Origin of the sequence: Chondromyces apiculatus DSM 436, from assembly GCF_000601485.1 — a bacterium.
GTDB lineage: Bacteria > Myxococcota_A > Polyangia > Polyangiales > Polyangiaceae > Chondromyces > Chondromyces apiculatus.
This window is the reverse complement of the sequence record NZ_ASRX01000017.1, coordinates 75,021-96,579: the sequence shown is the minus strand read 5'-3', so window position 1 is coordinate 96,579 and position 21,559 is coordinate 75,021. Positions and strand designations below refer to the sequence as shown.

Here is a 21,559-nt window from a genome sequence, read left to right as displayed (position 1 = left end):
GCGCTCCGCGTCACCACGTGCCGCCCCGCGCCAGCACCTCATCCGCACGCGTCCCCCTCCGGAGGTCCAGAGTCATGTAGGCTATTCCTTTGCACCCCCACATCATCCCGTGACCGGATCCACCCCAGCCCCTCCCAGCGCCGTGCCACCCCCGGCCCCCGGGGGAGCCGGCCCTGTCGCGGCCATCCTGGCGCGGATGGATGAGAACCGATCTCCCCTGGGTGCCGCGCTCGCCCTCGCCGTCGATGCCTCCTCCGACGGCGTCGCCGTGGTCACCTGCGATGGCGCCGTGCTGCTCGCCAACGCCGCCATGGAGCGCGCTCTCGGCCTGCGCGCCGGCGAGCCCCTCGCCCCTACCGCGGCAACCCAGCTCGAACCTCTCCTCCGTGGTCTCTCCGAGCGCGGCCTCTCCGAGCGCGGCCTCTCCGAGCGCGGCCTCCCCGAGCGCGGCCTCCCCGAGCGCGGCCTCTCCGAGCTGACCCTCCGCCATGGCGAGCGCACCCTGCGCCTCTCGGCGACGCCGGTGTCCCTCGGCGAGGGCACCCGCGCGGGCACCCTGCTCCTCGCCCGTGACGGCGGCGAGCCCCAGGATCGCGCGGGCCGCGAGCAGACCTTGATCGAGGCCCTCGCTGCCCAGAGCCGCGCCACCGAGGAGGCCCAGCGCGCCCGCACCCAGGCCGAGGCCGCGAGCCGCGCCAAGAGCGCCTACCTCGCCAACATGAGCCACGAGCTGCGCACCCCCCTCAACTCCATCCTCGGCTTCGCCCAGCTCCTCGAACGCGACCGCGCCCTGAGCGAGCAGCACCGCGAGAACCTCCTCGTCATCAGCAAGGCGGGCGAGCACCTGCTCGGCCTGATCAACGACATCCTCGAGATGGCGCGCATCGAGGCCGGCCGCGCCACCCTCAACGAGGCCGACTTCGACCTCCACCGCCTGCTCGGCAGCGTCGAGGAGATGTTCGCGGTGCAGGCCCGCAAGAAGGGCCTCACCCTCGACGTCCACCGCGATCCCACCCTCCCGCGCTGCGTCCGCTCCGACGAGGGCAAGCTCCGCCAGGTGCTGATCAACCTCCTCGGCAACGCCCTCAAGTTTACCTCCCGCGGCCGCGTCGTGCTCCGCGCCCACGCCGCGACGCGCCCCACCGACCCTGGCACCCTCGACCACGTGCGGCTCCATTTCGAGGTCACCGACACCGGCCCCGGCATCGCCCCCCAGGAGATCGACACCCTCTTCCAGGCCTTCTCCCAGTCTCAGAGTGGCCGCGACCTCGGCGAGGGCACGGGCCTCGGCCTCGCCATCAGCCGCCAGTTCGTGAACCTCATGGGCGGCGACATCCAGGTGGAGAGCACCGTCGGCAAGGGCACGACCTTCCGCTTCGACATCCGCGCCGCCCTGTCCAGCGCCGCCGCGGTGCGCGCCACCCGCGCCCCCCGGACCGTGATCGGCCTCGCCCCTGGCCAGGCTACCTGCCGCATCCTCGTCGTCGACGACGGCTGGCAGAGCCGCCACCTCCTCATTCGCCTCCTCACCGGCCTCGGCTTCGAGGTCCGCGGCGCGACCAACGGCCTCGGCGCCATGGCCCAGTTCGAGATGTGGGAGCCGCACATGATCTTCATGGACATGCGCATGCCCCTCCTCGACGGCTACGAGGCCACCCGCCGCATCAAGGCCACCGACCGGGGCCGCGCCACCGTGGTCGTGGGCATGACCGCCAGCGCCTTCGAGCACAACCGCGCCCAGGTGCTCGCCGTCGGCTGCAACGACTTCCTCCGCAAGCCCTACCGCGACCACGAGATCCACGACCAGCTCACCCAGCACCTCGGCGTTACCTTCCTCTACGAAGAGCCCCGACAGAGCCTGCCGCCCCCGCCCCCCGCCACCGAAGACCAGCTCCGCGTCGCCGCCGACGCGCTCCCCGCCGAGTGGCGCGCCGAGCTTCACGACGCCGCGACCCGGCTCGATCGCAAGGCCGTGCTGCTCATGCTCGACATGATCCGCGTGCAAGACCCCGCCCTCGCCGAGTCGCTCATGGACCTCGTGCGCCACTACCGTTTCGACCGCATCCTCGCCCTCCTCGGTCCTGCCGATCTGGCGCCGATCTCCATCTCCGCCGAGGCCCTCTCCATGCATGCCAGAGGCACCGGGTCGTGAGCGACATGAGCCGCCACGACTCCACCCCGCCGCTCTCCTGGCGGCGCCCCAGCCTCTCGTCCGTCTCCCAGGGCGAGGTGCTCATCGTCGACGACAAGCCCGAGAACCTCGCCCTCCTCTCGTCGGTGCTCAGCGCCGAGGGCTACGAGGTGCGCGCCGCCATCACCGGCGCCATGGCGCTCACCGCCGCCGCGGCTTCCCCGCCCGACATCATCCTCCTCGACGTCAACATGCCCGAGATGGACGGCTACGAGGTGTGCCGCCGCCTCAAGGCCGACCGCCGCACCGCCGACGTCCCGGTGATCTTCATCAGCGTCCTCGCCGAGCTCGACGACAAGGTCGCCGCCTTCGACGCCGGGGCCGTGGACTACGTGACCAAGCCCTTCCACGTGCAGGAGGTCCTCGCCCGCGTCGGCACCCAGCTCCTCCTGCACCGCCAGCGCCGCGAGCTGTCGCGCCAGCGTCAGGAGCTCTCCCAGCGCTACCTGGAGATCCAGCAGCTCCACGCCGCCCTGCGCGAGTACCTCTCCGACCGCGCCTGGGAGAGCATCGCCGCGAGCGCCTCTCCCGACGCCCCGCCCGCGCCGACCCGCGAGGTGCTCACCATCCTCATCAGCGACGTCGCCGGCTTCGTGCGCATCTCCGAGCAGATGGACCCGGCCCCCCTGCTCGCCGATCTCAGCCTCTACCTCGCCACCTTGACCCAGGCCATCCACCGCCGCGGCGGCCAGGTGGACAAGTACCTCGGCGACGGCGTGCTCTCCTTCTTCAAGGACGCCCACGCCGCCGTGCTCGCCGCCCACGACATCCAGCGCGAGGTCGAGGCCTTCAACGCCCGCATGCGCGCCTCCGGCCGCCCCAGCTTCCCCACCCGGCTCGGCATCGCCACCGGCCCCGTGGTCCTCGCCAGCCTCGGCTCCCGCGGTCGCCGCGAGTTCACCCTCATCGGCGACCGCGTGAACGTCGCCTCCCGCCTCCAGGCCGAAGCCGCGCCCGGCGGCATCCTCATGGACGCCCGCACCTTCGTCGCCGCCGGCCGCCCCGAGAGCGCCGAGCCGATGACAGTGCTGCTCAAGGGCAAGCAGGACGCCGAGGCCGCCTACGCCATCCCGCCCGAACTCGCCGTGACCCCCCCGTCGCGGTGAGTTGACGCCCCCCGCGCCTCCCTCACCGCCGGGTGCGCAGCGCTTCTCCGAGCACCCGGTCGATCGACTCCACCGCGAACGGCTTCTCCAGGAACCCGTCGTAGGGCGTCTCCTGGGAGCCCTTGATCCCGGCGCTGGTGAGGTGCGCCTCGGAGTAGCCGCTCATCATCACCACCCGCACCGTCGGTCGCACGCCGCGCAGCGCTTCGAGCGCCTCGTAGCCGTTCTTGCGGGGCATGCTGATGTCGAGCAGCACGAGGTCGAAGTCGCCGCGCGCGTTCCGGAACACCTCCACGGCTTCCTCGCCGTCGGCGGCCATGGCCACGGTGTGCCCGCGCCTCCCGAGCACGCGCGAGAGCGTGATCCGCACGGCCTCCTCGTCGTCGACGACCAGGATGCGCAGCCGCTGGATCGGGGCCCGCGAGGGCGGATCGCGGGGCACGGGCACGGAGGCCATGCCGGGTACGAGCGGCACCCGCAGCCGGATGGTGGTGCCCCGATCAGGCTCGCTCTCCACCTCCACCTGGCCCCAGAGCCGCCGCACGATGCCCTGCACCGTCGACAGACCGAGGCCTCGGCCGCGACCCTTGGTGGTGAAGAACGGATCGAAGACGCGCCGGCGGGTCTCCGCGTCCATGCCGCAGCCGGTGTCGGCCACCTCCAGCACCCAGGAGCCGGCGCCCCCGGGGCGTGACGTCTGCCGCCCGCTCCCGCTGCTGATCGGCGCCGACTCCTCCATCCAGGCGCGGATGCGCACGTCGCCGCTCCGGCCCTGTATCGCCTCGGAGGCGTTCTGCACCAGGTTCATGACCACCTGGCGGAGCTGCCCCGGATCAGCCTCGATGCAGGGTGCCCCCCGGCTGCTCAGCGGGGCCCCGTCCAGCCCGCGCTGCCGCGGCATGTCGACCATGAGCCGCACGTCGCGCGCCACGCTGCGGCGGAGCGCGTCCACCATGTCGCTGACGAGCCGCGTCGGATCGAGCCGCTCTGCCGCGAACGGGCCGCCGCCCGCGTAGGTCAGGAGCTGCTTCGTCATCTCGCTCATCCGCCGCGCCGAGGCCTCGATCGTGCGCAGTGGCGCCTGCGCGGGTGAGTTCTGGGGCAGATCGTCGAGGGCGAGGCTTGCCTCCGTGAGCACCCCGGTCAGCAGGTTGTTGAAGTCGTGCGCGACGCCCCCCGCGAGCAGCCCCAGGCTCTCCAGCTTCTGGGCTTGCAGGAGGCGCTCCTCCACCTTGACGCGTGCCTGCTCCTCCACCACCCGCTCGGTGATGTCCTGGACCGTCCCGAAGATCTCCACGGTCTGCCCGGTCTCGTCCTGGCGCGCGGTCCCCCTGCCGGAGATGTACAGCACGCTCCCGTCGGGCCGCACCGCGCGGTACTCCAGCGCGTAGGGCGCGCCGTCGCGCGCGCACCGATCGAGCGCCTCCACGAAGCGCGGCCGGTCCTCGGGGTGCACCCCCTTGACCAGCTCGTCGAAGGACGGCGGCTCCTGGCGCAGGTCCCGGCCGAGGATCCGGTGCATCTCGTCGGTCCACACCACGGTGCGGGTGGGCACGTGGTAGCGGAACCCGCCGAGCTTCGCGATCGACTGGGCCGCGACGAGCGCCTCCTCCGACGAGCGGCGCGCCTGGTCGACCTGCTCTCGCTGCACCTCGGTCTGCTTGCGGTCGGACTCGTCGGCCATGATGCCGCTCACGCGGGTGCTGCCGTCGGGCAGAGGGCCGGTCGCCGCCCGGATGCGCACCCACCTCACGACCCCGGTCCTGCTGCGCACCCGCAGCTCGCAGTCGATGAGGCCTTGCCCGGCGGTCGCCGCCTTCGTGAGCAGCCGCGCTCGGGGGAGGTCGTCGGGCAGGATCAGCGCGTCGAGCGTGGTCGGGTCGGCGAGCAGCTCCTCGGGGGCGACGCCGAACAGCCGCTCGAATCCCTCGCTAGCATGCTCGTAGCGCATCGTGCCGTCCGGGTGGATCACCTGGGCGAACACGGCGGCATGTGGAATGCTGTCCACGACCTGCTGGAGCCGTCGGAACGCCTCCGCTGGTTCCAGGGGTTCATGGGAGCGCATGGGGCGCATGATAGTCTCCCGCGGAGCTGAGCCGCGCCGGATTGTGTGTTTCCCCCGTCAGTGCTCGGATCATCCGATCTCGACCTTGCTCCACATGTCGCGCCGCATCCGTTCCCGTCGCCGGTCGGTGCGCGTCACCAGCCGGGCCGCGCCCCAGGCGGCCAGGAGCTGTCCCTCCTGACCGAGGGCCGGCAGCACCGTCCGCCCCACGAGCAGCGTCCTCTCGATGGGGCCCCGGATCGGCTCTCCTGAAAGGCCCAGGTAGCCCGGCGGGTCCACCTCGAGCTGCCGCACCATCGGCTCCAGCCCCTTCAGGGTACCCCGATCGAGGAGCCGCCGCCGCCCGTCTTCGTACACCCACGCGGGCAGCCCGTCGTGCGCCGAGTCCACGAGGCGGAGGTGCCGCTCCAGGAACGGCAGCTCCGCGGAGACCGCATCGAGCACCACCTGCCGCGCGTCCCGCAGCCCGAGCTGCCCCCGGTCGGGCAGGAGCACCTCGGCCACGAGCAGCGACTCGTCCGGTGAGGTCGTCGACGGGGAGCGCTGGAGGTGGATGGTCGGTCTCACCGGCCCCGTGCGCCCTGCCCCGCGCGCGCCGCCAGGTCCTGCCGGAGGGGGCCGCGACGCCGCGCGCGCCTCCCCCGTGGGCCGCGCCGCGCCGGGGCGCGCGAGCCCTCCGCCGGGCCCCGGGAGCACGAACGCCTCCGGCCCGAGCGGCGCCGGCAGCCCCTCGTTGCGCACCACCATCGACACCACGAACCGCCCCACCGACGAGGTGATCCGGGGCCATTCCCGGAGCGCCCGCTTGTGGATCCCCTCGCCTCCGGACAGGGACGCCATGTCCTCGCCGTCGAGGTCGGTGATCACGTGCCCGGCGCTCGTCGGCTGCTCCGCCCCGTCGAGCAAGACCCCTGCCGCGGCCCCGCGCCGCACGTGGATCCCCGCGGCCCGCTCGTCGAGCAGGCACACCCCCCCGTGCGCCTGGATGCGCTCGATCAGGAACTCCTCGAGCTCCTCCTCGCCGCGCGGCAGCGTCATCACCCCCCGGGTCCATGCCCCGTGCAGCCGCGCCACCGCGAAGGGCGGCGGCATCGCCGACAGATCGGTCGCGAACCGCACCGACCAGGTGACGATGGCCCGGTAGAGGTGCCCGCGCGGGAACTCCACCATCAGGTCGGCGTCCGGCTCCGCGTGTGCGTAGGGCAGCATCGCCGCGTACCGCCCCGTCTCCCGCCGCTCCCAGAACGTGCCCGGCGGCCACACCGCGTCCCGCTCGAACGCCTCGTCCGCGGCGCTGTTCACCTGGGCGAGGTCGCCGTACAGCTCGTCGATCACCCGCCGCAGCTCCGGCAGCTCCCGGTCGATCTCCCGCCCGAAGAGGGCCATGTCCGGAGGGATGTCGAGCCGGAGGCGCGGCGCCAGCGCCTGCAGCATCGGCGACGCCGGGACCACCCGGCGCTTCCACGTCTGCGACTGCGCGAGCTCCACCATCACCTTGCGCCACGCGGGCGAGGGCTCGGCGAGCATCGTGAACGCCCGCCGCCGGAGCACGCGCGCATCCATGGTGTACGTCGGCGGCTTCTCCCCGTGGCCCACGACCATCACCGTGAAGTCGCGGCGCGCGAGCAGCGCCGCGGCCGTGAGCGCGCCGATGGAGCGCCCGATCACGATGACGTCGTAGTGCCGGTGGATCACGGCACCTGCTCCCACTCGCGCGCGTCGCCCTCGGCCCCCGGCTCTTCCTCGGGCGCGCCAGACGCGGACGCCTCGCCCTCCGCCAGTCCCTCGCTCCCCGCGATTCCCGCGATTCCCGCGATTCCCGCGATCCCCAGCACCGGCGTGACCCCGAGGAGCCGCGCCTTCACCCGCGCTCCCGGGCGGGTCGCCGGCCGGAGCCGGAGCCTGCCCTCGCTGATCCACCCGAGCGTCTTCACGAGCAGGGTGTGCTCCAGGGTGATGAGCCGCGCCGCGAGCGTGTCCCGATCGTCGCCGTCGAGCACCGGCGCCACCGCCTGGGCGAGGATGGGCCCGGTGTCCGTCCCCGCGTCCACGAGGTGCACCGTGCACCCGGTGAGCTTCACCCCATGGTCGAGCGCCTGCTGCTGCGCATCCACCCCCGGGAACGCGGGCGAGAGCGCGGGGTGGATGTTCACCACCCGGTCCGGGAACGCGGCGAGGAACGTCGGCGTGAGCAGCCGCATGAACCCCGCCAGCACCACCCACGACACGCCCGCCTCGCGCAGCGCTGCGACGAGCGCCGCGTCGAAGCTCTCCCGATCCGGGAAGGCCCGGTGCGACACCACCTGCGTCGGCACCCCGGCGCGCGCGGCGCGTTCGAGGGCCGGCGCGCCCTCCTGGTTCGAGATCACCAGCCGCACCCGCGCTTCCAGCCGCCCCTCGGCAACCGCGTCGAGGATGGCCTGCAGGTTGGACCCACGTCCCGACACGAGGACCCCGAGGTCGAGCTGCGGCATGCCCGCCCAGATACTACGCCCACGCCAGGGCGCACGCGCTTTTCTGCCTTTTTCCCCGCCGCCGCCGTTCTTTCGCCCGCTCTTCCGCCGGTTCTCACACCTCCGGGGCGGCGGGGATCAAGGCGTCCGCACGCAGCGGAACCCGATGTAGCTCGCCCACACCTCGTCGTTGCCTCGCCCACGGTGCGCCGCGTGCACCAGCCGCTCGTCGTCGCTCGCCCACGCGCCGCCGCGGTCCACGAACGTCTCGTCGGAGCAACCAGGGTCGTCGTAGCTGCAGTACGCGCTCGTGGTCCACTCCCACACGTTTCCGGCCATGTCGAGCAGCCCCTCGGGTGTGACGCCCTCCGGGAAATCGCCCACCGGACAGGTCCCCTCGGCGCGGTTCCAGCAGAGCTTTTCCCCGTCGAAGGTGTCGCCCCACGGGAACATGCGCCCCTTCACGCCGCGCGCCGCGAACTCCCACTCCTCCTCGGAGGGCAGCCGCTTGCCCTGCGCCTTGCAGTACGCCTCCGCCTGCCTCCACGTCACGCAGTTCATGGGGTGCCGCGCCCTCTCCGCGCGCCCCGCGTTGCACTGCATTGCTCCTTCCGAGGGGCTCTGCCCGGGGATCCCCGACGTGGCCACCCCTTCCGTGCACGTGCCCGCGTCCACGCACTGCGCGTAGGCCTCGGCCGTCACCTCGGTCACGTCCATCCAGAACGCGCCCACCTTGACCTCGTGCTCGGGCGCTTCGTCCGCATCGCACCCCGAGAAGCCCATGGTGAAGCTCCCACCCTTGATACGGACCATGCCGTGCAGGGCGCGTATCTGCGCGGCGTCCCCTTCCGTCGGCGGGGTCGTGTCCACCTCCCTCAGCGTGGGCGTGGTCACCGGGGCGATCTCCAGCACCACGGCCGGTGCCCCGCCCGCTGCGCCACCAGGGCCACTCCCCGCGCATCCGACGAGTGCGGCCACGGCGCCCACCGCGCCCACCACGGCCACGGCGCCCACCACGCCCACCCTCGCAAGCAGCGCCCACCCTCTGCCCAGACTGCGTTGCATCGCCTCCGTGGTCGGCATCCTGCCACGTCTCGGCGCGACAGGACGTCTCGGCGTGGTGGTAGGGTCGCGGTCCGCACCTCGGCGCAGATCCTCATGATCCACCTGGAGCTCCTCGGCGCCCACACCCGGCTTCTCTCTCCGCTCTGCGCCCGCTGTCCGCAGGGGAGCGCCGGCTGCTGTTTCAGCCCGCCCCCCGTCGACTGGTCCGACATCGGCCGCATCGTCGCCCTGGGCGGCCGCGATTTTCTCCTCGCCCGGATCGCTGCGGGTCATCTCCAGCCCACCGCGTCGGGCCTGCGCATCCTCCGGGTGCGGCGCCGCGAGCGCCCCACCGATCGGCGCCAGAACAAGTGCGTGTTCCACGGCGCCGAGGGCTGCACCATCGACCACACCCTCCGCCCCGCCACGTGCAACTACTACGTCTGCGAAGACACCTTCCAGGAACGCGCGCCTCCCCGCGAGGACGTGCAGGGCGAGGCCTCCACCGCCTCCGGGGACGAGGCTGTCGTCGCTGCCGTGACCGCCGCACGCCGTGCCCATGCAGCGCTGCACACGCTCTACACGCGCTGGGACGAGGCGCTCGCGGTCCGCATCGCGGCCGGCTGGCCCGAAGGCCCGCCCTGGGATGCCGCGTTCCTCGACTGGCTCGGCGAGGAGCAGCGCCACCTCGAAGCACAGGCAGGTCCGCTGGAGGCGCTGCGACCGTGAACACCGGGTGACGGGAGCGTCCGCGAAGAGGGAGGGCGAGGGCTGGGAGGGGTGTGGGGGCACTGGCGACCATGACCGTTCGGGGTGGTGAGGTCCGCCTTTGAAGCTCCGGAGGCCATCGGGAGGGGTCTCCACGGAACAGGCTTGGAGTTCGCGACCCCAACCGTTGGGGTCCGGTACCCCACCGGTTGGGGTCCGCGATGCCAACGGTCGGGGTCCGCGATGCCAACGGTTGGGGTCCGCGATGCCAACGGTTGGGGTCCGCGATGCCAACGGTCGGGGTCCGTGATGCCAACGGTCGGGGTCCGTTCCTGATCCGGGAGATCCCGGGATTGCCTCGCCGGCACGATTCGGCGTCCCGCTTTCCCGAGGACCGGGGTAGGGTGCCGGCCATCGCGATGGCCGAGCTGAAGCCTACGGACAAGTCCGACGAGGCGGCCCTGCGCCGGACCCACGCGCTCATCGGCCGGGTCATCTCCCAGCGCTACCGCATCGACGAGGTGATCGCGATGGGCGGCATGGGCGCCGTGTACCGGGGCGAGCACGTGCGCATGCGCAAGCGGGTCGCCATCAAGATCCTGCACCCGGACACCGAGGGCCTCCCGGAGCTGGTGAAGCGCTTCGAGCGCGAGGCGGTGGCCGGAGCGCACATCCAGCACCCCAACGTGGCGACTGCGACCGACTTCGGCGAGACCGAGGACGGGCTATTCTACCTCGTCGCGGAGTACGTCCGCGGGATCACGCTGCACGACCTGATCCGCCGGGGGCCGCTCGCGCCGGCGCGCGCGGCGCACATCGCGCGGCAGCTCGCGGCGGCGCTCGGGGCCGCGCACGCGATGGACATCGTCCACCGCGACCTCAAGCCCCGCAACGTGATGGTGGTCGAGGCGCAGAGCGACCTCGTGAAGCTCATCGACTGGGGGTTCGCGAAGGTGCGCATGGAGCGCCTGAGCGCGGTGGCCGCCGAGCTTTTGCACACCGAGCAGCCCTCGACGATCGAGCGGCTCACGGGCGCCGGCGTCGTGTTCGGGACCATGGCGTACCTGGCGCCCGAGGCCGCGTTCGGGATGGAGGCGGTGGACGCGCGCTCGGACCTGTTCGCGCTGGGGATCATCCTCTACGAGATGCTGGCGGGGTGCCATCCCTTCACGGCCGACGACCCGGTGCAGCTCTTCACCAGGATGTCGACCCTGCAAGCGCCGCCCATCGCGGAGCGCGCGCCGGGGACGCAGGTGCCGGTCGCGCTGGAGGCCGTGGCGCGCCGTCTGATCCAGAAGCTGCCCGATGCGCGCTTCTCCTCGGCGGAGGCGCTGCTGGAGGCGCTCGACGAGGCGTGCGAGGAGGCCTCGCTGTCCTTGCCACGGCCGGTGTCTTCCTCGACGCGCCCGCCGCCCGGCTCCGCGGCGAAGGCGAGCGTGCCGCCACCTCCCGCGGTGCCCGAGATCGCGGCGGACTCCGGCACGACGGCGCCCTCTGCGCTGTCGCCCTCGCAGCGGGTGACGTCGTCGGGGCTGCGCAGCTCCGAGGAGCCCGGAGCGCCGGAGGGCGCCGCGTCGAAGCCCGCCTCCTCGGACCTCGACGGGCGGGTGTCTGCGGAGCGCGTGTCTGCGGAGCGCGTGTCTGCGGAGCGCGTGTCTGCGGAGCGCGTGTCTGCGGAGCCGAACCCCATCGAGCGGGTGTCCGCGGAGCGGGTGAGCGCCGAGCCCGTGTCGGACCAGCCGATGTCCGCCGAGCGCACTTCCGCGGAGCCAGTCTCCAGCGGGGAACCCTCGCCCAGGGCTGGCGCGTCTCCTGAGGGCGTGCGCACCTCGGAGTCGTCGTCGGCGGCGGCTCCGAAGGCGGAGGCGGAGGCGGAGGCGCCCTCGCAGGACGCGGGAGGAAAGCGCCAGGTCATCGCCGAGCGCACGCCGCCGCCTTCGGAGCCGCCGTCTTCGGAGCCGCCGCCGCCGTCGGAACCCTTCAGCTCGCGCCCGGCGCTCACCCCGGATCTCGACGCTCCCCGGGCAGCAGGCGCGGGCGGCGGGAAGGGCAGCGCGGGGGCAGCCAAGAAGCCCGGCGATGCACGCCGCAAACCGCAGGGCAACCTCGCGGCGCTGGTGTTCGGGGGAGCCATCCTCGGGATCTTCTGCGTGTGGGTGGTCACCCGGGGCGATGACGCGGACAGACCGCCGTCGCGGACCGAGGCCCTCTCGGAGAAGCTCAAGCCCAGGCAGAAGTCTCTCGAAAACATGCGGATCGTGACCCCGAGTGCGCGCGCGCTCGGCTCGGCGCGGCCGCCCTCTCCGGAAGCCGCTTCAAGCACGTCGGCCGCCGCGTCGGCCACGCCCGCAGCGCCCGCAGGCGCGCCGGACCCGGCCGTGCGCGAGGCCCTGCAGGAGGCCGTGAAGAAGCGGAGCTGGGACGAGGCTGCCGACATGCTGCTCGACCTGGCGAAGCGCGACCCCGGCGCGCTCGACAGCGCCGTCATGGCCGACGCAGCGCGCGTCATCGCGGTCGCTGTGGCCGCGCCGCCGGGGACCAACCCGCGCGCCGAGCCGGTGTTCGAGGCACTCGCCAGGAGCTTCGGGACCGGCGGCCCCGACGTGCTCTACCGCCTCATCGAGACCCGAGGGCGCTCGGGCCCGGCGCTGCGCGCCGCCGAGAAGCTGCGCAGTCCGGAGGTCGCCGCGGTCGCGAGCCCGGCGGTGCGGACCGCCTTCGCGCTGCGCGACGTGCCGTGCAACGAGAAGCTCGACCTGCTTGACCGCGCCGTCGCGGAGGGCGACGCGCGCACCCTGCTGGTGATGGAGACGATGGTGCGCGCTTGCTTCACCCAGAGCCAGACCGTGGACGACGCGATCCAGCGGCTCAAGGACCGGCTGAAGGCGAAGTAGCGCGCCTTCGCCGGGCGCGCCTGGGCTGACAGCGCGGCTGGCAGCGCGGGCAGTAGGCGCTGGTCCTCCCGCCCAGGGTCATCTTGTCGAGCGTCGTGCTGCAGCGCGGGCAAGGCGTGCCGGCGCGGTCGTAGACCAGGAAGGGGTTCTCGGGAGCGAGGCCGCTCCCCAGGTACGCGACCTCCGGCTGCGCGGCGAGCGAGGCGAGGGTGTGGGTGATGGAGGCCTCGATCCCGGCAGCCACCGCCGCCACCTCGTCGGGGGCGAGGCCGTGCGCGGGCCGGGCCGGGTGCACGCCGGCGCGGAACAGCGCCTCGGTCGCCTGGATGTTGCCGACGCCGGCGATGACCGTGGGATCCATGAGCGCGACCTTCACGGGGCGCGTGGTGCGCGCGAAGGCCTGGCCGAGCGCGGAAGCGTCCACGCCGTCGCGCAGCGGGTCGGGGCCGAGCGCGAGGAGGTCGGGCAGCGCGGGGAGGGTGGAGGCAGGGGCGACGAGGAGACGGCCGAACATGCGCGGGTCGTCGTTGTGGAGCACCACGCCCTGCGGGAGGTAGATCCTGGCGCGGCTGTGGCGCGGAGGGGGCTCGCCGGGGAGACGGCGGAGCCAGCGGCCCGTCATGCCGAGATGCGAGAGCAGGCCCGCGTCGGCGTCGAAGGTGAGGAGCATGGCCTTGCCGCGCCGCTCCACGCGGTCGAGCGTCCGGCCCTTCAGCATGCGGGCGAAGGCGCGGGGACTCTGCCCGCGCAGCATCCGGGTCGGGTCGGCCTCCGCCCCCTCGATGCGCTGCCCCGTGAGCCAGTGCGCGAGCGCGCGCGCGGTGTGCTCGACCTCCGGTAGCTCAGGCACGTCGTCCTCCCGCGCAGAGCGAAGCAGCCAGAGGCACCCCGAGCAAGCGCCGAAGGGCCGTGACCCCCGTTGACGCCGTCCATCCGCGCAGCTTCCCTGCGACACCATGATCTTGCCTGCCTTCGCACGCACCCGGCACCCGCGGCGTTCCCTGAGCACCGCGCGCACCACACCTTCCGTGCTCGCAGCGGCGGTTTCCTTGCTGGCCATCTCTGGCTGCTCCAACGACGGCATGCCCAGCGGTGATCCGGGCAGCACGGGGAGCGGCGCCGCCTCGGGGACCGGAGGCAGCGGGGGCGCGGGCGGCGCGGGCGGCGAGAACGTCGGAGGGAATGCCGGCACGGGCGGTGCGGGCGGCGGCCTGGGCGGCGCCGGTGGCGGCCTGGGCGGCGCGGGGCAGGGCGGCGCTGGCGGGAGCGGGCAGGGCGGCGGGCCGGCGTGTGCGCCGGGGGAAACCGAATTCTGCTACTCGGGTCCCCCTGGCACCGGGACCACGGGCCTCTGCAAGGCCGGGGTGCGGACCTGCAGCGCCGACGGCAGCGGGTTCGGGCCCTGCTTGGGCGAGGTGGTGCCGCAGCCGGAGACGTGCACGACACCCGGCGACGACGACTGCGATGGCCAGGTGAACGAGGACGGTAACGGGTGCCTCTGCGTGCCCGGGCAGATCATGGCCTGCTACTCGGGACCGGCGGGCACCGACGGGATCGGCGCCTGCCACGCGGGCACCCAGACCTGCGCGCCGGGCGGGACGTCGTACGGGCCCTGCATGGGCGAGGTGGTGCCGCAGCCGGAGACGTGCCTCACCGTGGTCGATGACGACTGCGACGGGCAGATCAACGAGTCGGGAGCGGGCTGCGTGTGCGCACCCAACACCACGGCGCCCTGCTACAGCGGCCCTGCGGGGACGCAGAACGTCGGCAACTGCGTGGGCGGGGTCCGGGCGTGCAACGCGCAGGGCACGGCGTACGGACCGTGCATCGGCGAGGTGGTGCCGCAGGCGGAGTCGTGCCAGGCGCCGGGAGACGAGGACTGCGACGGGCAGATCAACGAGCCGGACGCGGGGTGCGGCGGCTGCGTGCCGGGGTCGACGGAGAGCTGTTACAGCGGCCCTGCGGGGACGGCGGGCGTCGGGATCTGCATGGCGGGGATGCGGACCTGCTCGGTGCAGGGGTGGGGACCCTGCACGGGCGAGGTGGTGCCGCAGGCCGAGGACTGCATGACGGCGGCCGACGAGAACTGCGACGGCTCGTCGGTCGGGTGCGGCGCGCCGGTGTGGTCGCGGCGCGGAGGAGACACCGCGGACCAGGACGCGACGGACGTGGTCACGGACGCGGCCGGGAACGTGTACCTGGTCGGAGACTTCGCAGGCACCATCGACCTCGGGGGCGGGACGCTCACGAGCGCGCTGGCGACCACCACCGACGTCTTCGTCGCCAAGTTCTCGCCGAGCGGCGCGCACCTCTGGAGCAGGCGCCTCGGGAGCGCGGGGAGCGACCATGCGTACGACGTCGCCATCGCGCCGGGAGGGCAGGTGGTGATCGCCGGGTCGTTCGTGAGCACCGTCGACCTCGGCAATGGGCAGATGCTGACGAGCACCGGAGGCCTGGACGGCTTCGTGGCGACCCTCAACGCAGCGACCGGAGACGCGATGTGGGGCAGCTCTTTCGGCGGCCCCGGCGCGGACGATGAGGGGCTCGGGGTGGCGCTCGACGCCCAGGGAAACCTGACGGTCGTGGGCACCGCGGCGGCGTCGTTCTCGTTCGCGGGGACGCAGCTCGACGCGGCCGGGGGCAACGACATTTTCGTGGGGAGGCTCAATGCTTCCGGCATGCCGCAGTGGGGCCGGCGCTACGGCGACGCCATGTTCCAGGGCGCCCGCGGGGTCGCAGTGGACGCGACGGGGGCTGCGGTGATCCTCGGCTTCTTCAACGGGAGCCTCGATTTCGGCGGAGGGACGCTGACCTCGCAGAGCGGCGAGGACATCTTCCTCCTGAAGCTCGGCCAGAGCGGGAACCACCTGTGGAGCAAGGCGTTCGTGGGGACGGGCTCGAACATCGGCCACCGGGTGCGGGTCGACGCTGTGGGCAACGTGATCGCCTCGGGGTACGTGGTGGGCGCGCTGGATTTCGGCGGCGGGGTGCTCCCGGCCGGCGGCTCCCAGGACGTGTTCGTGGCGAAGTTCGACGGCACCGGGGCGCACCAGTGGAGCAAGCGGTTCGGCAACGCGCAGGAGCAACTCGGCTACGGCCTCGACGTGGACCCGAACGGCAACGTGGCGCTCACGGGCCGCCTCCTGGGGTCGGCGGACTTCGGGGGCGGGACGCTCACCTCGGCCGGGGGCGTCGACGTGTTCGTGGCGAAGCTCAGCGCCACGGGCGCGCACCTCTGGAGCCAGCGCTACGGCGACGCGACGGGGGGTCAGTGGGGGCGCGCGGTGGCCTTCGACCCGGCGGGGAACCTGGTGGTGAGCGGCCGCTTCCAGGGCAGCCTGAACTTCGGGGGCGGGGCGCTCGATAGCGCGGGGAGCTGGGACGCCTTCGTGGCGAAGCTCGCGCCGTGAAGGATCACCCCGTGAAGCACCCTCACCAGCAGCAGTCGCGCTCCGGCGATCTCCCCACTACACTCCAGCCCCGTGCAGCCAGGCCCCGATCCGTCTCTCCAGAAAGTGCCCCAGGTCCGTAGCCGACCGTTGCTCATCGGAGGGGCGATCCTGGTGCTGGCGAGCAGCATCTTCGGCACGGTGATGTTCCTGCGGGTGGCCGAGGGGGGGGCGTACACGGTGCCCGTGGAGAGCAGCATGCCCCTCGCGCTCGGCGACAAGCTGGCGATGCGCATGGGCCGTGACTCGTGCAACGTCAACGTGCTCGGGCTCGTGCCGGACGGTCGGGTGCTCGGCGTGGGGTGCGGCGAGAGCGCGCCGGCGCCGCTCGCGCGCAAGTCGTTGAACGCGCGGACGAGCGTGTACTTCCAAGGCGGCACCGCGAAGGGAGACGTGGTGCTGGTGAACCACGCGGGGGCGTGGTCGCGCGCCGAGGTGCTGGGCCTGGCGCCGGAGCGCAACGTGCAGGTGCGGGTGCTTGAGGCCGAGGCCATCGAGCCGGTGGTCGACCAGCGCTCGCTGGTGATCGTGCAGCGCGCGAGCGACGCGATCGAGCAGGGCATCGACGTGCCACTGCCGGTGGACGCCCCGGTCCTGGCGGGAGACATGCTCGCGCTGCCGCAGGGGAGCGGAGGGACAGTCCCGGTGCGGATCGAGGCCGTCACCGGCGACACGGTGCGTGTGCAGCGGGGACGAGGGGCGCTCGCCGGGTTCACGCCCGAGGCGTCACCTCCCTCGGAGGAGCCTCGGTCGGCGCTGTGGGTCCGTGCCGCGCGGACGATCGATGCGATCCCGGCAGGGACGGTGGTGCTCGGGCGCGAGGGGAGCGCGTGGGTGCGCAGCACGGTGCTCGGTCCCGAGAAGGACCGGAAGGTGCGGATCAAGCGCGTGGACGGCGGCGCGGAGGAGGTGCGGCCGCAGCAGGATCTGTTGCTGCTGCGCAGCGGAGGCCAGGGGCCGTGAAGCGCGTGCGGCGTGCGCGGCGTGCGCGGCGTGTGCAGTGAACGCGAGGTGCGCGCGGGGTGCGTGAGCGTCGGCGGGCGCGAGGTTGTCCGAGCTACCGACATCGGGTATCACGCGGCCATGAGCGCCACGTGGTGGATCTACAGCCCCCTCGCTCCGCAAGCGATGCGCGATCTCGAGGCCGAGTGCGAGCGCGCGGTGGAGGCCTTCCTCGAAGAGCACCCCGGGTGCGACGACGAGGTCGCGGAGGTGCTCGCCGGGGGAGAGCTGCGGAGCCTCGACGAGGTGAAGGAAGGCTACGCGCGCTACCGCACGAAGCTCTCTGCGGCGGTCGCCGCCCGGGTCGAGGCGTGCCGCTCGGTGATGACCCTGGAGCGCCCCGGGGATCTCGACGTCGACGCGCTGCAGGTCTCCGTGCTGCGCTATCTCCTGGAGCGGACGGGGGAGGCGCTGGTGATGTTCAATGACTACCCGCTGGTGCCCTCCGAGCATGCGCTGGAGAACCTCGCGGAGAAGGAAGGCGCAGAGGGGTTCGGCGCGACGCCGGCTGCACCGAAGCCGCGTCGGGCGCGCATGCCTGCGACGGCAGGTGCCGCGAAGGTGGGGAGCGCGAAGGCGGGGAGCGCGAAGGCCGGCGCTGCGAAGGCGGGGAGCGCGAAGGCGGCGACCGCGGAAGTGGAAGAAGACGCCACTGGCGAAGAACGGGCGGCGCGTGTGGAGCACCTGCTGAGTGCTGCGCGCGACAACCCGGAGCTGTCCATCGACGTGGTGGAGGTGCTGCGGAAAACCCCGGATCTCGGCCGTCGGTATGCGGCGTTGCTCATCGAGGAGGGCTCCCAGGCCGACGCCAGCGCTGCGAAGTCCCTGAGGGCGGCTCCGGAGGAGGTTGCGTCGGTCGCGGACAAGCTTGAGGCAGCGCTCCGGGCGGTCACAGGCTGAGCAGAGACCGGGGCGCGATGTCCAGAGCCGGACATCGGAGGAGCACGTTCTCCACGGGGGCGTCCCCACATCGTGCGTCACCGGCGTGAATTAACGGATATTCTACCGTCCGCACTCCTCATCAGGGAGCCTTCCGGATTCCCAACACGCGCGTCAGAGCGCGTTACTGGAACTGGGGGGAATCCTGTCGCAAATGATCCTCACGACGGCTGACGAGGGGTTGGCCGTCACCCCGCACGGAGAGTTGGTCATGAACCGTTCGCTTTATGTTGGTCTCGTTGCTTCGGCCCTCACCGCGGGGGTCGCGTTCACCGCCCACGCGAAGCTCTCGGCGACTGGCACTTCCAGCGTGGAGTTCAAGGCCACCGGGCCCGCGGGGCTGAGCATCGTGGGCAAGTCGAGCGAGGTACGCGCCAGCGACACGGCCGACAGCGTGACGATCGTGGTCCCGCTCGCCAAGCTCGACACGGGCATCGGGCTGCGCAACGACCACATGCGCGACAAGTACCTGGAGACCAGCAAGTACCCGAACGCGGAGCTGACCGTGGCCAAGTCGGCGATCGGCTACCCCGCCGTGGGCGCGGGCGAGGCGACGGGTCAGCTCAAGCTGCACGGGCAGACCAAGCCGGTGAAGTTCAAGTACGAGGCGAAGAAGAGCGGCACCGGGCACGCGGTGTCCGGCACCGTGCGCGTCAACATGACGGAGTTCGGCATCGAGAAGCCGAGCTACATGGGCCTGTCCGTCAAGCCCGACGTCGATGTCGCGGTGACCTTCAACACCGCCGATCAGTGAGATCCCCACGGTGCGCCTCACGTGCGTGAAGTGCGTGTGAGGCGCGCTGACGTGCGCCGCGCGCGCTTTCCTTGGACTGCCGTCCTTCTCGCTTTCTGACGCTTCCCCACAACCGATCCGAGAGAACGCCGATGGACTCGTTTCCGCGCGTGGTGCTTCCGTTCGTCCTCGCGCTGGCCGCTGCGGCCGGCTGCTTCATGCCGCCCGGTGAGGATCCGGGTGAAGGTCCCTCCGGTGGGGGGGCTGGCGCGCCCACGCCCTCCGGGTCGACGGGGAACGGGGCGGTGGTCGACGGTGGTCTGCCGTGCGACGTGAGCGCGGTGCTGGCGACGTACTGTCAGGGCTGCCACGGCGCCGAACCGTCCGCACCCATGTCGCTCCTGACCTACGAGGATCTCACGGCGGGCGCGGCCTCGGACCCGGCGCGGAGCGTGGCGGAGCTGTCCGTGGAGCGCATGGTGTCGACCGAAGCACCGATGCCGCCAGGGAGTGGTCCGACGGTGCCCGTGGCCGAGGTGGAGGTGCTCAGGGCCTGGATCGAGGCGGGAACGCCGCGCGGTGACTGTGGCGGGTCAGGCAACCCGGGGCCGGTGGCCACGGTCTGCACGAGCGAGCGGCAGTGGCGGATGGGTGACGACAACCCGCGCCCCGGCGGGGGGGAACTCGACGAGGAGGGGCCGTGGATGAACCCGGGGCGCGCCTGCATCGCGTGCCACACCGAGAGCGGTGAGTTCGACGAGGACGAGGACGACGAAGATTTCGTCTTGCTGGGAGGCACGGTGTATCCGACGCTCCACGAGCCGGACCTTTGCTATGGAGTCGACGGAAACACCACCGACGCGCGCGTCGTCATCACGGACGCGCAGAACCGGACGTTCTCCTTGCCTCTGCAGCCGACGGGAAACTTCTACCTCCCCGGCGACGAGGGTCCCGTGAGCTTCCCGATCAAGGCCAAGGTGGTCGCGAACGGGAGAGAGCGCGTGATGAACACGCCGCAGTCGAGCGGTGATTGCAACGGTTGTCACACCGAGCAGGGAAAAAACGGTGCGCCTGGACGAATCTATCTCCCCTGAGCCCAGACCTCTTCGACATCGCGGGAGGCGGCCGTCCCGCCTCTGTCGTCTCCCCCGACTCCTCCTCGCGGTGATGCTGCCGCTCGTGGTCCTGCTCGTGGGGGAGCGGGCGTGGGCCTACCCGTGGATGATCCGCCACGACTACACGAGCTGCGCCACGTGCCACATCGATCCGTCGGGCGCCGGGTTGATGACCATGTACGGCCGCGCGCAGAGCGAGATCCTGCTGCGCACGCGTTACGGGACGCCGCCGGCGGACGAGGACCCCTCGAAGCTCGGCGGCTTCATGTTCGGCGCCGTGCCCCTGCCGGAGGAGCTGCTCCTCCAGGCCGACGCGCGCAGCCTGTTCCTGCACGTGCAGCCGCCCTCCCCTGCGCCGAGCGTGAACCGGTACATCCTCATGCAGGCGGACGTCGCGGCAGGGCTGATGATCGACCGCTTCCGGGCCTCGGTCTCGCTCGGCTACGTGCACGAGGGCGCGCTCGGCGCCTCGGTGACCCACGGCGAGTTCAACCGGCTGGTGTCGCGGCAGCACTGGGCCGGCGTGGTGCTCGGAGAGAGCGAGCAGTTCACGCTGCGCGCGGGCCGCATGAACCTACCCTACGGGCTGCGCATCATCGAGCACACCATGTGGACCCGCTCGACGACGCTCACCGACATCAACGCGGCCCAGCAGCACGGAGTGGCCTTCGCGTACGTGGAGGAAGCGTGGCGGATGGAGGCGATGGCCATCATCGGCAACCTCCAGCTCTCGCCGCCGGAGCTGCGCGAGCGCGGCTACTCGGCCTACGTGGAGCGGGCGTTCGGGCAGTCGCTGGCCCTCGGCGTGTCGAGCTTGGTCACCTTCACCGAGCGCGACCTCGCGGCAGGGGCGCCGATGTTCCGTCACGCGCACGGCCTCTTCGCGCGCTACGCGCCGGTGAAGCCGGTGGTCCTGATGGCCGAGGGTGACTTCGTGCTGCGCTCGCCGAAGGACGCCTCCCTGGAGCCCGGCGCGACGGGGATGCTCCAGGTCGACGTGGAGCCGATCCAGGGCGTGCATGTGATCGGGGCGGGGGAGCTGCTCAACGCGAACTTCTCCGAGAGCGGGACCTCGTTCGGCGCGTGGGCAGGCGCCCAGTGGTTCTTCGCACCTCACGCGGACCTCCGGTTCGATTTCAACTACCGCAACGTGCCGGTCGGCGAGGCCCGCGCCGGCGTGACCTCCATCCTGGGGCAGATTCATGTTTTCCTTTGAGAAGTGGATCGCGGGCGCAGCGCTCGTAGGCCTGGTCTCGTTCGCGGCAGCGCCCGCCTCCGCGACGCCGAACTTCCCTGGCGTCATCGCCACCAACCTCGGCCTCGACGCCGCGCCGGACTGCGTGCTCTGCCACGTGGGCGCGACCAAGGTCGGGACGGTGACCACGCCCTTCGGGGTGAGCATGCTCAGCCGCGGGCTCGTGGCCTACGACGAAGGCTCCCTGTCGCTCGCGCTCCAGGCGCTCGACGGGGAAGAAAAGGACAGCGACGGCGACGGCGTGACCGATCTCGACGAGCTGCGGAGCGGCGAAGATCCCAACGTGGCGGCGGGCGGCACGGCACCCCTCGCGCCCGAGTACGGCTGCAGCGTCGCCTCGCCCGGGAGCCAGAGCACCCCGGCGCTGGGGGGCACGAGCGCGCTCCTCGCCCTCGCGGCGCTTGCTGCGTTCGTTCGACGATCGGCCTCCCGGAAGGACGCGCGCGTGTCGCGGTGATCGCGCCCGGCCTGCCCAGCAGCCCGGTGAGGACGGGCAGGCCGAGCGCATCGGCGCGCGAAGGAAGCGTGGAAGAAGGCGCGGAAGAAGCGCGAAGGACACAGACGCGCGTCGGGAACGAGGTGCTAGAGTTCCGGGACTCGGGCGT

General features: G+C 72.4%; 16 protein-coding genes. 11 read left to right on the top strand and 5 right to left on the bottom strand.

Going from position 1 to position 21,559, the window contains the following annotated elements; translation table 11 throughout:
* Positions 1-196 precede the first annotated feature (196 nt).
* The gene (locus tag CAP_RS12860) at positions 197-2,152 is read left to right on the top strand and encodes an ATP-binding protein (protein WP_052374985.1); all 1,956 of its coding nucleotides are present in this window, start codon (positions 197-199) and stop codon (positions 2,150-2,152) included.
* Positions 2,153-2,157: 5 nt separating this feature from the next.
* Positions 2,158-3,297 carry a response regulator gene (locus CAP_RS12855; RefSeq protein WP_081864844.1) on the top strand — a complete coding sequence of 380 codons (1,140 nt, stop codon included), beginning with the start codon at positions 2,158-2,160 and terminating at the stop codon, positions 3,295-3,297.
* A gap of 22 nt (positions 3,298-3,319) precedes the next feature.
* On the opposite strand, the gene CAP_RS44415 is transcribed toward CAP_RS12855, so the two are convergent.
* The 4 genes from CAP_RS44415 to CAP_RS44410 all read right to left on the bottom strand — a co-directional run bounded on the left by CAP_RS44415 (position 3,320) and on the right by CAP_RS44410 (position 8,880).
* A complete protein-coding gene (locus CAP_RS44415; protein WP_052374980.1) occupies positions 3,320-5,362 on the bottom strand; it encodes a hybrid sensor histidine kinase/response regulator in 2,043 nt (680 codons plus the stop codon).
* Positions 5,363-5,431: 69 nt separating this feature from the next.
* Positions 5,432-7,057, bottom strand: a complete 1,626-nt coding sequence (locus tag CAP_RS12845) for a hypothetical protein (RefSeq protein WP_044240582.1) — start codon at positions 7,055-7,057, stop codon at positions 5,432-5,434.
* Positions 7,054-7,836 carry a phosphoribosylglycinamide formyltransferase gene (gene purN, locus CAP_RS12840; RefSeq protein ID WP_081864832.1) on the bottom strand — a complete coding sequence of 261 codons (783 nt, stop codon included), beginning with the start codon at positions 7,834-7,836 and terminating at the stop codon, positions 7,054-7,056. Before purN ends, CAP_RS12845 begins: the two co-directional genes overlap by 4 nt.
* Before the next feature lie 117 nt (positions 7,837-7,953).
* Positions 7,954-8,880 carry a formylglycine-generating enzyme family protein gene (locus CAP_RS44410; RefSeq protein ID WP_197041147.1) on the bottom strand — a complete coding sequence of 309 codons (927 nt, stop codon included), beginning with the start codon at positions 8,878-8,880 and terminating at the stop codon, positions 7,954-7,956.
* Positions 8,881-8,973: 93 nt separating this feature from the next.
* Here CAP_RS44410 and CAP_RS12830 point away from each other — a divergent pair, with 93 nt between their 5' ends.
* Both CAP_RS12830 and CAP_RS44405 read left to right on the top strand, forming a co-directional pair.
* Positions 8,974-9,588 carry a hypothetical protein gene (locus CAP_RS12830; protein ID WP_044240379.1) on the top strand — a complete coding sequence of 205 codons (615 nt, stop codon included), beginning with the start codon at positions 8,974-8,976 and terminating at the stop codon, positions 9,586-9,588.
* A 383-nt stretch (positions 9,589-9,971) separates the two neighbouring features.
* Entirely contained in the window at positions 9,972-12,461 is a 2,490-nt protein-coding gene (locus CAP_RS44405) for a serine/threonine-protein kinase (RefSeq protein ID WP_052374976.1), read from the top strand.
* Here the strand turns inward: CAP_RS44405 and mutM are convergent.
* Positions 12,436-13,521: a bifunctional DNA-formamidopyrimidine glycosylase/DNA-(apurinic or apyrimidinic site) lyase gene (mutM, locus tag CAP_RS12820; protein WP_231511406.1), complete on the bottom strand. Its 1,086-nt coding sequence runs from the start codon at positions 13,519-13,521 to the stop codon at positions 12,436-12,438. The genes CAP_RS44405 and mutM overlap by 26 nt on opposite strands.
* Between mutM and CAP_RS44400 the strand changes: the two genes are divergently transcribed.
* The 7 genes from CAP_RS44400 (at position 13,511) to CAP_RS12785 (ending at position 21,411) form a co-directional block, all read left to right on the top strand.
* Positions 13,511-15,871 (top strand): NHL repeat-containing protein, encoded by a 2,361-nt coding sequence (locus CAP_RS44400; protein ID WP_052374974.1) that lies wholly within the window; start codon positions 13,511-13,513, stop codon positions 15,869-15,871. The genes mutM and CAP_RS44400 overlap by 11 nt on opposite strands.
* A gap of 72 nt (positions 15,872-15,943) precedes the next feature.
* Positions 15,944-16,873, top strand: coding sequence for a hypothetical protein (locus tag CAP_RS12810; protein ID WP_197041146.1), 930 nt, complete (start codon positions 15,944-15,946; stop codon positions 16,871-16,873).
* Positions 16,874-16,993: 120 nt separating this feature from the next.
* Entirely contained in the window at positions 16,994-17,812 is an 819-nt protein-coding gene (locus CAP_RS12805) for a hypothetical protein (protein WP_156040743.1), read from the top strand.
* A gap of 250 nt (positions 17,813-18,062) precedes the next feature.
* Entirely contained in the window at positions 18,063-18,605 is a 543-nt protein-coding gene (locus CAP_RS12800) for a YceI family protein (protein WP_197041145.1), read from the top strand.
* 131 nt (positions 18,606-18,736) lie between these two features.
* Positions 18,737-19,678 carry a hypothetical protein gene (locus CAP_RS12795; protein WP_044240369.1) on the top strand — a complete coding sequence of 314 codons (942 nt, stop codon included), beginning with the start codon at positions 18,737-18,739 and terminating at the stop codon, positions 19,676-19,678.
* Between the two features lie 70 nt (positions 19,679-19,748).
* Positions 19,749-20,915 carry a hypothetical protein gene (locus CAP_RS12790; protein WP_197041144.1) on the top strand — a complete coding sequence of 389 codons (1,167 nt, stop codon included), beginning with the start codon at positions 19,749-19,751 and terminating at the stop codon, positions 20,913-20,915.
* Complete coding sequence (locus tag CAP_RS12785; RefSeq protein WP_044240365.1) at positions 20,902-21,411, top strand: thrombospondin type 3 repeat-containing protein; 510 nt, start codon at positions 20,902-20,904, stop codon at positions 21,409-21,411. Before CAP_RS12790 ends, CAP_RS12785 begins: the two co-directional genes overlap by 14 nt.
* Positions 21,412-21,559 lie beyond the last annotated feature (148 nt).